Source organism: Shinella sp. BE166 (assembly GCF_051201095.1).
In the GTDB taxonomy this organism is placed as follows: domain Bacteria; phylum Pseudomonadota; class Alphaproteobacteria; order Rhizobiales; family Rhizobiaceae; genus Shinella; species Shinella lacus.
Genome location: NZ_JBPEHL010000003.1, coordinates 15,826 through 29,011 on the forward strand (window position 1 = coordinate 15,826; position 13,186 = coordinate 29,011).

General features: G+C 61.8%; 12 protein-coding genes. 2 read left to right on the plus strand and 10 right to left on the minus strand.

The annotated features are described in order from the left end of the window. Window positions 1–18 precede the first annotated feature (18 nt). Entirely contained in the window at window positions 19–1,233 is a 1,215-nt protein-coding gene (locus J2Y63_RS07535) for an NADP-dependent isocitrate dehydrogenase (protein WP_435265540.1), read from the plus strand. Window positions 1,234–1,275: 42 nt separating this feature from the next. Here the strand turns inward: J2Y63_RS07535 and J2Y63_RS07540 are convergent, their stop codons facing one another. The 10 genes from J2Y63_RS07540 to J2Y63_RS07585 form a co-directional block, all read right to left on the minus strand. After that, a complete protein-coding gene (locus J2Y63_RS07540) occupies window positions 1,276–2,391 on the minus strand; it encodes an ABC transporter ATP-binding protein (RefSeq protein ID WP_435266065.1) in 1,116 nt (371 codons plus the stop codon). A gap of 47 nt (window positions 2,392–2,438) precedes the next feature. After that, on the minus strand, window positions 2,439–3,842 hold the full coding sequence (locus tag J2Y63_RS07545; protein ID WP_435265541.1) for an NAD(P)/FAD-dependent oxidoreductase: 1,404 nt from the start codon (window positions 3,840–3,842) through the stop codon (window positions 2,439–2,441). A 2-nt stretch (window positions 3,843–3,844) separates the two neighbouring features. After that, the gene (locus J2Y63_RS07550; protein WP_435265542.1) at window positions 3,845–4,708 is read right to left on the minus strand and encodes a PfkB family carbohydrate kinase; all 864 of its coding nucleotides are present in this window, start codon (window positions 4,706–4,708) and stop codon (window positions 3,845–3,847) included. 1 nt (window position 4,709) lies between these two features. Then, on the minus strand, window positions 4,710–5,570 hold the full coding sequence (locus tag J2Y63_RS07555) for a carbohydrate ABC transporter permease (RefSeq protein WP_435265543.1): 861 nt from the start codon (window positions 5,568–5,570) through the stop codon (window positions 4,710–4,712). Continuing rightward, window positions 5,567–6,523, minus strand: a complete 957-nt coding sequence (locus J2Y63_RS07560) for a carbohydrate ABC transporter permease (protein ID WP_435265544.1) — start codon at window positions 6,521–6,523, stop codon at window positions 5,567–5,569. The genes J2Y63_RS07555 and J2Y63_RS07560 overlap by 4 nt, the downstream gene beginning before the upstream one ends. 23 nt (window positions 6,524–6,546) lie before the next feature. Further along, on the minus strand, window positions 6,547–7,872 hold the full coding sequence (locus J2Y63_RS07565; protein WP_435265545.1) for an ABC transporter substrate-binding protein: 1,326 nt from the start codon (window positions 7,870–7,872) through the stop codon (window positions 6,547–6,549). Between the two features lie 88 nt (window positions 7,873–7,960). Next, window positions 7,961–8,974 carry an SIS domain-containing protein gene (locus J2Y63_RS07570; protein ID WP_435265546.1) on the minus strand — a complete coding sequence of 338 codons (1,014 nt, stop codon included), beginning with the start codon at window positions 8,972–8,974 and terminating at the stop codon, window positions 7,961–7,963. Between the two features lie 167 nt (window positions 8,975–9,141). Beyond that, window positions 9,142–10,164: a LacI family DNA-binding transcriptional regulator gene (locus tag J2Y63_RS07575; RefSeq protein ID WP_435265547.1), complete on the minus strand. Its 1,023-nt coding sequence runs from the start codon at window positions 10,162–10,164 to the stop codon at window positions 9,142–9,144. 86 nt (window positions 10,165–10,250) lie between these two features. After that, window positions 10,251–10,655: a DUF2809 domain-containing protein gene (locus J2Y63_RS07580; protein WP_435265548.1), complete on the minus strand. Its 405-nt coding sequence runs from the start codon at window positions 10,653–10,655 to the stop codon at window positions 10,251–10,253. A 40-nt stretch (window positions 10,656–10,695) separates the two neighbouring features. After that, the gene (locus J2Y63_RS07585; RefSeq protein ID WP_435265549.1) at window positions 10,696–12,015 is read right to left on the minus strand and encodes an ATP-binding protein; all 1,320 of its coding nucleotides are present in this window, start codon (window positions 12,013–12,015) and stop codon (window positions 10,696–10,698) included. Between the two features lie 284 nt (window positions 12,016–12,299). On the opposite strand from J2Y63_RS07585, the gene J2Y63_RS07590 reads away from it, so the two are divergent. Further along, entirely contained in the window at window positions 12,300–13,148 is an 849-nt protein-coding gene (locus J2Y63_RS07590) for a MipA/OmpV family protein (RefSeq protein WP_435265550.1), read from the plus strand. Window positions 13,149–13,186 lie beyond the last annotated feature (38 nt).

Here is a 13,186-nt window from a genome sequence, read left to right on the forward strand (position 1 = left end):
CCCAAGGGAGAACATGGAATGACGAAGATCAAGGTCGCCAACCCGGTCGTCGAGCTCGACGGCGACGAGATGACGCGCATCATCTGGCAGTTCATCAAGGACAAGCTGATCCACCCGTATCTCGACGTGGATCTGGACTATTACGACCTCAGCATCGAAAACCGCGATGCGACGGACGACCAGGTGACGATCGATGCCGCGCATGCGATCCGCAAACACGGCGTCGGCGTGAAATGCGCCACCATCACGGCCGATGAGGGACGCGTCGAGGAATTCAAGCTGAAGAAGATGTGGAAGTCGCCGAACGGCACGATCCGCAACATCCTCGGCGGCGTCATCTTCCGCGAGCCGATCATCTGCAAGAACGTGCCCCGCCTCGTGCCCGGCTGGACCAAGCCGATCATCGTCGGCCGCCACGCTTTTGGCGACCAGTACCGCGCCACCGATTTCAAGTTCCCCGGCAAGGGCAAGCTGACGATGAAGTTCGTCGGCGAGGACGGCAAGGAGATCGAGTACGACGTGTTCGACGCCCCGTCCGCCGGCGTCGCCATGGGCATGTACAATCTCGACGATTCGATCACCGAATTCGCCCGCGCCTCGCTGAACTACGGCCTGCAGCGCAAGGTGCCGGTCTATCTCTCGACCAAGAACACCATCCTCAAGGTCTATGACGGCCGCTTCAAGGATATCTTCCAAGAGGTCTTCGACAAGGAATTCGCGGACAAGTTCAAGGAAGCGAAGATCTGGTACGAGCACCGCCTGATCGATGACATGGTCGCCTCGGCGCTGAAGTGGTCCGGCGGCTACGTCTGGGCCTGCAAGAACTACGACGGCGACGTACAGTCCGACATCGTGGCGCAGGGTTTTGGTTCGCTCGGCCTCATGACCTCCGTGCTGATGACGCCGGATGGCCAGACGGTAGAAGCGGAAGCCGCGCACGGCACGGTGACGCGCCACTACCGCCAGCACCAGAAAGGCGAGGAAACCTCGACCAACTCGATCGCCTCGATCTTTGCCTGGACCCGCGGCCTCGCGCACCGCGCCAAGCTGGACAATAATGCCGAGCTCGCGCGCTTCGCCGACACGCTGGAAAAGGTCTGCGTCGACACGGTCGAATCCGGCTTCATGACGAAGGACCTTGCTCTCCTCATCGGCCCCGACCAGCCCTGGCTCTCCACCACCGGCTTCCTCGACAAGATCGACGAAAACCTCCGCAAGGCCATGGCGGCCTGAGCCATTCCAACAAACGGCGGGGCACCCTCCCCGCCGTTTCGCTCAAGTTGGCGGCAGAATTCGGCAGGCGACGACAGCACCGGCAGCGTCGAAAATATGGATATCCTGACAACGCGCCGTGAAGCGGATGCTTTGCCCGCGCGCCAAGGCGCTCTCGCCATCCGCTTTGACTAGGAATTTTTCGTTGTGGCCAGGCAGGTCCACGTAAAGAATCTGCACGTCACCGAGATGCTCCACCAGATCGATGGTGCCCGAAAAGGCCGGATCGGATGCGTCTTCCCCAGCGGTCCGAGTGTTTTCCGGGCGAATGCCGATGCTGATCGTTTCGCCCTTGGAAAGCCTCCCCTGCCCTTCCTCGATATCGAGGAGAAGACCGCAGTCGAGCTGGCAGCGCGCGACCTCGCCCGAGCGGTCGATGATCTTTCCCTTCAGGATGTTCATGGCCGGCGAGCCGATGAACTGGGCGACGAACAGGTTTGCGGGTTTCCTGTAGAGTTCGGTCGGCGTACCCACCTGTTCCACATAGCCGTCCTTGAAGACGACGATGCGGTCGGCAAGCGTCATCGCCTCCACCTGGTCATGGGTGACATAGATCATCGTCACATCAGGCATGCTCTGCTTCAGCTTGGCGATCTCGATGCGCGTTGCAACGCGCAACGCCGCGTCGAGGTTGGACAGCGGCTCGTCGAAGAGGAAGACGCGCGGATTGCGCACGATCGCGCGGCCGATCGCGACGCGCTGCCGCTGTCCGCCCGATAGCGCTTTCGGCTGTCTTTGCAGATATTTGTCGAGTTGCAGGATCCCGGCGGCGCGGCGCACGCGCGTGTCGATCTCGGCCTTCGGCGTGCCGGCGATGCGCAGACCGAAGGCCATGTTCTCGTAGACGGTCATGTGCGGATAGAGCGCATAGGACTGGAACACCATGGAGATGCCGCGCTTGGAGGGCGCGACGGCATTCATCCGCTCGCCGGCGATGACGAGGTCGCCGGAGGTGATGCTCTCGAGGCCGGCAATGGAGCGCAGCAGGGTGGATTTACCGCAGCCGGATGGGCCGACGAAGACGATGAACTCGCCCGATTTTATGTCGAGATCGATGCCGTGCAGGACTTCGAGATCGGCATAGGCCTTGCGGATGTTTCTCAGCGACAAATCGACCATCGTTCCCATTCCATTTTCTTGATTTCACCCTTGCGGGCAGCGCGCCGTCAGGGGGCGAGCCCGGCGAGGAACCGCGTCAGTCGATCCGGTTTCCGGTTGAGGATTTCGAGATCGTTCTTTCGCCGAATGGCCCGGCGCACGACCTTCGCGCCGACATAGCGGAAGGGTTCGCGCGGCAGCTTGGTGCGGTTGTCAAGGCCGACCAGTCCGCATCGGGACCAGGCGTCGTCGCGGCCGAGAACGAGGCTCGCCATGATACGGCCGGCGACGGGCGCCTGCGCAATGCCGGTGCCATTAAAGCCCATGGCGTAGAAGATGTTCGCGTGGTCCTTGAGATGTCCGAAGACCGGCAGGTGCTGCGCCGTGCAGTCGATCGGGCCGCTCCAGTCGTAGAGAACGGGCACGTCCTTAAGCTGCGGATAGACCCGGTGCAGTTCGCGGATATTGTCCGCCCCCGCATCGCCGCTGCGGTTGAAACGACCGTCGATGTGATCCCGATAGGCGATGCCGCCCGTGCCGCGCCCGAAGATGACGTTGCCGGCCGGCGTTCGCTGATAATAGAGCACGTGATGCTGCGCATCGCAGATCGACGCACCGTCGACCCAGCCGATCCGCTCCAGGATATCCGTCGCGGGTGCGGTGGCGATAACCTGGCTGCTGACCACGTAGAGATAGGGGTGCAATTCCGGGATAGCGGAGAGCCAGGCGTTCGCTGCAAGCACGACCTTGCCGGCGGACAGCGCGCCCGTCACTGTGCGCAATTGCGGTCGCGGACCCGGGGCGATTTCGATGACTGGGCTGTGCTCGTGGATGACGATACCCTTGGAAAGGGCGAGCTGGCGCAGGCCGAGGGCAAGTTTTGCCGGCTGTACTGTGCCTGCCCTCCCCTCCATGATACCGACATAGGACGCGGCGGAGCCCGTGCGGCGCAGGATTTCGGCACGCTGAAGCGGCTGGAAGCGCGCTTCGCCCAGCGCACGGCTGAGGGCCTCGGCTTGCGCCCAGGCGCCTTCCTGCGCAGTCGAACTTGCCGTCCACAACCAGCCGTCGAGCCTCAGGTCCATGTCGATCGTGCCGGAGGCCTGCAAGCCGTGCAGTTCCTCGATGGCATCAGCGGTCGCCCGGCAGAGCATGAGCGCATCATCCTCGCCGACAAGCGCGCGCAGCATGTCGATTTCCGCAAACCAGGTGTGGACCTGCCCGCCATTGCGGCCCGAGGCGCCGGAGCCGCAGAAATCCGCTTCGAGCACAGTCACCTCCGTCTGCGGAGACTGTTCCTTGATTCGGAGCGCCGTCCACAGGCCGGCATAGCCGCCGCCGACGATCGCCACGTCGCAGGTCTCGCTTCCCGACAAGGGCGCGGTGACGGCGTCCGCATCGATGCTTTGCAGCCAGAAGGAGCGATCCGCCTTCGCCGCCGCCACGGGCGGCCTCATCGTGATGGTGTTCATGCTCAGGCCCTCTGTGCCGTGCGGATGACGCTGTCATATTTGTCGAGCAGCCATTGCGGGATCGCGAGGATCGGCTGGGGAAACCCGCCGAGATGAGTGCAGGTTTCCGAAGCCTCGGCCGCGGCTCTCTCAAGGGCGGCTTGCTCCGATCGGTTTTCGAACAGGCGCGACACGACGAAACTCGCGATGAACCTGTCGCCCGCGCCGCAGGTATCGACCACCGCCACCGGCACCGAGCCCGCGGAAAACAGGGCGCTGCCGTTGTCATAGAAGGAGCCGCGCTTGCCGCAGGTGATCACGACCTGGCGCGCGCCCGCCGCCCTGAACCGTGCTATCAGCGGCTCGACGGGCTCCGCCGGATCATCCGGGCCGGAGGCGAAAACCAGCGGCACGCCTTCGAGAGAGAAGTCGAAATGCCGGGTGGAGACGTCGATGCTGAACGGCGCACCATCCGCAACGAGACGGCGGACCAATCTTTCGCTGGAATTGGTGCCGAGATGCACCCAGTCCGCGTGGCGCAGTGCCGCATAGCGTTCGGTGCTTGGAACATATTCCTCCCCGACGCCGAGGGATTCGAGGAGAAAGCGCCGCTCACCGGCATCATCGGTCAAAAGCGTGACGGCAGATGAGCCCGGGCGTATCTCGATGTCGCCGCGGTCGAGACCCGCATCCTCGATGGCACCGAACATGATCTCGGCTTCCTCGTCGAGACCCAGCGCGCCGAAATAGCGGGCGTTTAATCCCTGCCGCCGCCATTGCACGGCGACATTGAGGGCGTTGCCGCCCACGGTGACGAAACCCTTGGTGAGATAGGCGTCGAGGCAATTGTCGCCGACGGCGATCAGGGTGGGATTGACCTTGTTCATTCTATTTCCCAATGCCTTCGGCCAGCCCTCGGATGAAGAAGCGCTGGGCCGCAAAGAAGGTGATGACGATGGGAAGGGCGGAGAGCGTCATCGCCGCGAAGACGACGGCATAGTTCGTTCCATGCTTCGCCATGATGGAGGTGAGGCCGACGGGCAGCGTCTGGAGGTCCGCGCCGCTGGTGAAGATCATCGCGAAGAGATATTCGTTCCACGCGAAGAGCACGTGCAGGATCACGCAGGACACCAGGATCGGCTTGCAGAGCGGCAGCGTCACGCGCCAGAAGATCTGGCCTTCACTGGCGCCATCCATGATGGCCGCCTCGTCCAGATCGCGCGGCAGCCCGAGCATGTAGGCGCGGATGAGGAAAGTCGTGAAGGGAATGCGGAAGGCGGTGTAGAGGATGATCAGCGCCCAATAGGTGTTGTAGAGGCCGAGATCTTGCATCATGCGTACGAGCGGAATGACGGCCACCGTCGGGCTCAGCATGAGGCCGCCGAGCACGATGCCGACGAAGAACGGCTTTCCGGGCAGTTTCGAGCGGGTCAGGCCATAGGCTGTCCAGGCGCTGACCAGCACCGTGCAGACGGCCGAGCCGAGCGTGACGATGACGCTTGTCGCGATGTAGTTCCGGATACCCTGGTTCCAGGCCGAAATATAGTTCGCAATGCTGAAGCCGCTCGGCAGCGCGAAGGGGTTGCCGAAGATTTCGGCATTGGTCTTGAAGCCGTTCATCGCCATCCAGAATAGCGGATAGAGCACGACGAAGCCGAGGCTGATCAGGAAGGTGACGAGGCACGTTTTCGCCAGCACGGCGACGAAGTCGGTGCGCTCGGTTTCCCGCGTGTGATGGGAGACGCTCACAGGTCGACCCTCCGTCTCTTGGTGTACCAGAGCTGCGCGAAGCCGGTGATCAGCGTGATGACGAAGATGACCGTTGCGATGGCCGCGCCATAACCGAAGTCGTTTTCGATAAAGCCCTGCTGGTAAAGCCATGTGCCCAGCACTTGGCTGCTGTTGTTGGGTCCGCCGCCGGTCATCACCATGACCTCGTTGAAGACCTGGAAGGCGCCGGTGATCGTGACGATCACCATGAGACCCGTCATTTCGCGGGTGAGCGGAAAGGTAATGTTCCACAGGCGCCGCCAGGTCCCTGCCCCGTCCATGATCGCCGCATCGTAGAGTTCGCGCGGGATCTTCTGGATCGCAATGGCGAAGAGCAGCGTCGAATAGCCGAAACCCTGCCACTGGCTCATGGCGATGATGGCGTAGATCGCGGTGCCTTCCTCGCCGAGCCAGGCGCGCGACCACTCCGCAAGCCCGATCTGCGTCAGTGCGGAATCCAGGAGGCCGATATCGGGTTGATAAATGAAATAGAACAGGAGGCCGGTGACGGTAATCGAGATGGCCGAGGGCACGAAATAGACCGCGCGCCAGAACCGGCGCCATCTCTCTTCGGTGAGCCCTTCGATGAGGGCCGCCAGCACGAAGGCGCCGAAAACCTGGAAAACGACGGAGATGACGGCATAGAGCGTGTTGTTGACGATCGCCGTCCAGACGACCGGATCGCCTTGCAAGCGACGGTAATTGTCCAGTCCAATGAAGGCGGTCTCGCCGGTGAAGATGTCCTGGTTCTTCGTGCTGACGATGAAATTGTCGATGATCGGGTAGTAGACGAACCAGAGGATCAGGACGAAGGCGATGAGGACCCAGCGGAACGACAGGACCCCGGCGATCGGGCCGAACCGGTCTTTCTCGACCCGGCTCGGCCCGGTGAAGCCGATTTTGGCGGCTTCACCTTCGTGTTCATGCTTCATGACAGCCATTGCCGGCCCTACCCTTATTTGGACGAAGCCGCCGCTTCCTTGACGCGTTCCATGACCTCTTCGGGGCTCATGGTGCCGCCGACCAGCGCCTGCAGGCCGGAAAGCCAGGCAGCCGCTACGCGCGGCGGATTGGCCGTATCGAGCCAGGGCATGAGATAGGAGGAATCCGCGATCACCTTCAGGCCACCGACGACGGCCGGGTTCATGCTGTCGGCGGAATAGCCGCCGACGGTCGCACTCGGCTGGCCGTAGGGCGGCGCAGAGAGAACCTTGCCGTTTTCAGCCGAAGTGACGAAACGCATGAAATCGATCGCGAGCGGGATGTTCTTCGAGGCCGCGCTGATCATGTAGCCTTCCGGCGCGCCTTCGATGGATTTGACGTCGCCCTTGGCATCGGCAGGCGCCGGCAGCTTGAAGAAACCGAAATCCTCCCGCTTCAGCGCGCCTTCGGCCGTTGCCTGGTCGAACTCGATGATCTCCTGATAGTACATGGCGGCCTTGCCGCTGCCGAACTGCTGTATGGCCGAGGCATAGGACGAGCCGTTCGTGCCCGATCCGTCCGAGCATTCATCGATCAGCTTTTTGAACTGCGTCAGGCTGACGACATAACCGGGATCGGCATAGTCGGCCGTGGCCGGGACGAAATCCTTTTCGAGCGTCGCCTGCGGCACGTTGTAGGCGAGCAACTGGCCCGCATAGTGCACGCCCGGCCAGCCTTCCTTGTTGCCGAAGGAGACCGGCGTCACACCGGATTTGCGCAGCGCCGCGCAGGCGGTCAGCAGTTCGTCGAAGGTCTTGGGTTCGGAAACGCCCGCCTTTTCGAACAGGCTCTTGTTGTAGCCCATGAACTTGGCGTCGAGATAAAGCGGGATGCCGTAGAGCTTGCCGTTGTACTGGAAGGCGGAGACCGCGGCTGTGGCGAGCGTCTTGCCCCATTCGGTGTCCGGGCCGATGACCGACGTCAGATCGACGGCGCGATTGCCGCGCACGAAATTCTCGCCCCAGCTTCCCGTCCAGGTGAAATAGACGTCCGGCAGCGAATTGGATGCGACGAGCGCCTTCGTCTTACCCTTCACGCTGTCGTCGCTCTCCTGGATAAGTTCGACCTTTACGCCGGGGTGAAGCTTTTCATATGCCTGAGCTGCATTGACGAAAAAGGGAGAAAGCTGCTGGAGGCCGAATTTCGTCAGTACGCTGACCGTGCCCGAATATTCGACCGTCGCGCTGGGGTCGGCCACGACCGGATCGGCCGCAGAAGCGCTGCCGACGGCGCCGATAACGAATGCGGCGACGGCAAGCGATCCGAGGCTCGTCGTGCTCAAGAACGTGTTGGCTTTCATTTCGCAGTTCCTCTCTGTTGTCTTTGGTTTCTTGGGGCATGCAAAAATCTGGAATCCGGTCCGGCGTCACCGCCGGACCGGGAAAAACTCAATATTCGACGCGCTTGTAATAGCGGCGCGTGGTCAGCGGGTGGTCGCGCAAGACTTCCAGATGGGCGCTCAGGCGCTCCAGCATCGTGGCCAGGATGACCGGGGAAATCAGGCTGCGGGTCTTCGCGGAAACGCCGGGAAGGCTGGCGGAGGCCGCATCCAGCACGCGCACCTTGTCGGTGTAACGCTTGGCGAAACTTTCCACCCGGTCGGTCAGCGGCCGGCAGGCATCCTCGCCCTTGAAGATGAACAGGCTGACGCCCGGTTCGACGAGCTCCAGCGTGCCGTGGAAGAAGTCGGATGCCTGGACCGGACGGGTGCGGATCCACTGCATTTCCTCGAGGATGCACATGCCGTAATAGTGGGCTTCCGGCCAGGCGGAGCCTGCACCCGTGAAGATGTGGTAAGTCTCGTCCTTGATATCGTTGGCAAGCGTGGCGGCATCCGCCTCGTAGCTTTCCTTCACCGAAACCAGCAGATCCGGCAGCAGCTTGAGTTCGGCGACGGTCGCGTCGAAATCCGGGTATTCGCCGCGCTCGGCGAGAAGCGCCAGCACAATGATCAGGGTTTGCAGGTAGAACGATTCCGATGACGTGTCGTCCTCGGCAAAATTGGTGAAATTGTAGTCGGCATCGCGGCCGAGCGGCGTGTCCTTGTGGCCGGTGAGCGACAGCGTCCTCACGCCCCGCTCCTTCAGGAAGGCGAGAAGCTGCACGCTCTCCTTGGTCGTGCCCGACAGCGACGGCAGGACGACCAGCGCCTTCTCGTTGAGGCCTGCAGGCGGCTCCAGGACGACCTGCGCGGAATAGGCCGCGGAAACCGGGAACACAGTCGAAATGCGCGCAAGCTCAATGGCCGGCTGGGTGAGGAACTGCACGCCGCCGGTCCCCATGAAGAAGATGCGTTCCAGACCGTCGTTGAGCAGATCGCGCATCAGGGCGCGCACATCGTCGGCGATGGCGACTGCGCCGCTTTGTATCTTCACAAAGCGATCTCTATCGAAGTTGAGCATTAGAACCTTCCCGTTTTGCGCTGCGCCAAATCGCTGTCGAAGCGGATAGCATCTGCGCGAAAATAATCTTTGAGATGATGTGAGATCGATCTCACATCTATTACCGCACAAGAATTTTGCGCTGGCAAGTAGGATTCCGGAATTTTTTCAGGGCTTGTGTACGGCGCTCAGCCGCCGCTTCGCCGGCTGACGGAGCCGCGCACTATCAGCTTGGTTTCAAAGCGGATTTTCTGTGGTGGTTCGTTTTTGCCGGAGAGCCTGTCGAACAACAGGCGCGCCGCCGCACGGCCGATTTCCGAGACTGGCTGCGAGACGACGGTGATCTGCGGATCGGTGAACGTCGCCAGATTGAAGTCGTCGAAACCGATCAGCGAAACGTCGTGCGGAATGGAAATGCCCATGGAGCGGAAGGCGAGAAGAGCCCCTTGCGTCATCAAACTGTCGACCGTGAAAAGTGCCGTCGGCGGGCTCTTCTGGCTGAAGAGGCGGATCGTCGCGTCGACCGCATGTTCCACCGTGGATTGCGAGACGGAGACCATTCGGTCGTTCGGCTCGATACCGGCGGCGGCGAGCGCTGCCTGATATCCGCTCATGCGCTCACGCGAGGTGAAGATGCGCATGTCGTCCTGCAGCAGGCCGATGTGACGGTGGCCCATCCCGATGAGATACTCGACAGCCTTGCGCGCGCCACCCTCGTTGTCGACGAGAACACTGTCGCAATCGACGCCCTCGGCGACGCGGTCGATCAGCACCAGCGGCACATTTTCCGCAATCAGGCCCTGCAAATGAGCGTTGTTGTCGGCCGATGTCGGCGCGACGATGAAGCCGCGGATGCTGAGCGACTGGAGGCTCGCCAGCAGGGAGATCTCCTGCGCCAGTTCTTCCTCACTGCTGCCGATGACGAGATTGTGCCCACGCTCGCGGGCAAGCACCTCGATATCGTGCGCGATGCGGGCGAAGAACGGGTTCTGGATATCGCCGAGGATGCAGCCGACGATCGGCAACTGCCCGTTGCGCAGCGCCTGCGCCAAGCGGTTGCCGCGATAACCGAGCTGTTCCGCCGCCGCCTGAACCTTCTGTGCGGTCTCGTCGCCGACATAGCCATAACTGTTCAAGGCGCGGGCGGCGGTTGCGCGCGACACATTGGCCAGCGCCGCCACATCCTTCAAAGTCGCCGGTTTCCGAACCATTTCACCCTTCGCGATCACACAAGCAGAATTCTCCTTGTAGCTTCGGGTGACCGCTTCGCATAGGTCACGGCGCCGCGGAAAAGCGATCAGGACTTGCCTTGTATTTCCCTCTCTCGTGCGGAGCTCGGCAAATTCACGCCAAGGACAAGCGCCGCACCCATGGCGTAGGCCAGAATATCCCACCAGTCCGGCGTCGCGCCAAAGACGATGCGGAGGATTCGGTTGGGTATCTGCACATCGAAGCTGGTCAGAAGGAGTTGCACCAGTTCCACCGCGACGCCGATGCCGAAGGCGATGGCAGCTATCGAGCATGCTCGCGCCTTTACGAAGGCCCGTATGGCGTAAAAGACCCATCCCACAGCCAGTACATCGCCGAGAAAGCTGCGAACCCAGCCCAGATTCCGGCCGAACGTCGCCAGCAACACCAAAACCACGAACAGCAGAGCAGCGCGCACGAAAGACGCGGGATCGAAGCGTAAACTCATGGTCATGATCTAGCCCGCCCGGGTGCGGCTGTCGAGTTCCCCGCCTTCAGGTCGGGATTGCAATCCGTGCGATCAACCCGTTCGGATGCCGATCGAGCAGCTCCAGTTTCCCAGCGTGGTCCTGCACGATCTCGGCGACGATGGACAGACCAAGGCCGAAACCGGCGCCGGTTCCTCCGCGGGCCGCATCGACCTTGTAAAACGGTTCCAGTACCCGGCTGCGATGCTCGGCGGGAATGCCGGGGCCGTCGTCGGCCACGTCGATGGTCGCCATACCCGCGCTTACTCCGAGCTCGACGCGAACGCTGTTGCCGAACTTCGTGGCGTTCTCGCACAGGTTCGTCACCGCCCGCGTGATCGCGAGCGGCTTGAAATTCGCGATCAAACGGGCCGGTCCGCGGTAGGTAATATCGTGGCCGATGTCCTCGAATTCGTCGCACACCGTCTGGATGATCGAGGCAAGGTCGGCGCGTTCAAACGCTTCGGTCCGGTGGTTGTCGCGCAGATAGCTGAGGCTTTCCTTCAAAAGACGGTCTATGCGCTCCACATCGGCAAGCAGGGCCTCCCGCACCTCCTCCTGGTCCACGCGCTCGACACGGAGCCGCAACCGGGTGAGTGGCGTGCGCAGATCGTGGCTGACGCCGCGCAGCATTCTTGTCCGCGAATCAACCATCGTCGAGATGCGTCTTTGCATGCCATTCAACGCGCGTGCCAAAGCCACGATCTCCTCGCTTCCACGCTCCTCGAACAGGGCTGGGCCGACGGAGAGATCCGCCCGCATTGCCGCCGCCGCAATGCGGCGCAACGGACGCGTGATCGTCCAGACAGCGAAGGCGGAAAACAGAATCATCAGGATGACAACCGCGAGAAGGTAGTTGGAACCCAAATTCAAGGCATCGCCGCGCAGGAAAGGTCCCGGCAGGCTTTCCAGAACCAGCATCTCGCTATCGTCGATCTTGGCGGCGATGATGCGTTTGCCGTCGATGAAGGTTCGCCAGCCCCCAAGCGGCTCCGCGCCGTCGTCCGGGGGGAACAGCCAGTCCACGACCACGTCGACAAAGGGCTCGGTGGGCGACGATGTGGTGAACTGCTGCGACAGGGAGAGAGGACGAATCGAGAATTTCCAATCGCCGCGATTGGCGATCTCCAGAATGGTCACACGTTCCGATGGCTTGGCTTCAGCCAGCACCGAGCCGATCGCGGAGACGCGCTCGGAAATATTCTCGAGGTCGATGATCTTGAAGTCCGAACGCATCCAGCGCTCCAGCGCGGAGCCGGCAGAGATGACCATCACAAGGGCAAGAAAGACGATGATCGTGATCTGTCCATGAATCGTCGAAATCAATTTGGATAAGCGAAACCTCAACGCGCCTCCTCGCGCAAGCCTTCGCCGCGCACAAACTCTGCCTGTCCAACCGACACTGTCATCGATAGGGTAATGGAAACAGGCCCGCGTGACCGAACTGCGTTACGTTTTGTGTCGATTTATTAAGGCCGGCCGGACATCCGCTGATCCGACGCCATCGCCCGCCGGCAACAAACCGTAACACAACAACATCCAGCCCAATCCTGATCCATGAAAAGACAAGGAGGTTGCACACACGGTTCGCCGCTGCGGCCGGCATCCCGTGTCAAATCACTGGAGCACTCATGTTTTGTACCAAGCATATCGACTGGCGCCTTACCCGGAGCGCGCTGTTCGTCACGTTCACATCGCTCGGAACGGCATCCACCGTGCTGGCTGCCGATGCCAGCCTGGCGGACCAGGCACAGGAGCCGCCCTTCGACCAGGAGCGGTTCAACAACGAGGCCGTCAAACCGAGCTGGAGCCTCATCATCGGTGCCGGCGGCATCTATGAACCGGAATATGAAGGCAGCGACGAGTTCAAGGTCAGCCCCGTTCCGCTCGTCATCTTCACCTATGGCGAATGGCTGGAGATCGATCCGACAGGCGCGACCATTACCGCGCTTCGGAATGGCGGCTTCTCGCTCGCGGGCAAGGTCGGTTATGAAACCGGGCGCGACCAGGATGACCATGACCGCCTGAATGGCCTCGGCGACATCGACTTCGCCGCAACCGTCGGTGCCAAAGCGGCCTATACCTGGAACGCCTTCGAGTTCTACGCAACGCTCGACCAGACGATCGAGGGAAGCGAAAGCCTCATCGGAACGGTCGGCGTCGAATATTCGGCGCCCGTGACCGAACGGCTGATGGTCAGTGCCGGGGCGGAGGTTGTCGTTGCCAACGACAAGCACATGCAGGCCTATTTCGGCGTGAACGCCGCACAGGCGGCCGCATCCGGCCTTTCCGAATACAAGGCGGAAGCCGGTATCAAGCGCGTCAACGTATCGGCATCCGCCACCTATGGGCTCAGTGAAGACTGGTTCGTGCGGGGCGAGGCGGCGCTGGGCATCCTGACCGGAGACGCCGCCGACAGCCCGATCGTGGAAAAGAAGCTTCAGCCCTCGGCCTCGATCTTCGTCGGCTACAAATTCTGACTGAAGCGATCAAAGAAGCCGGAGCAATTCCGGCTTCT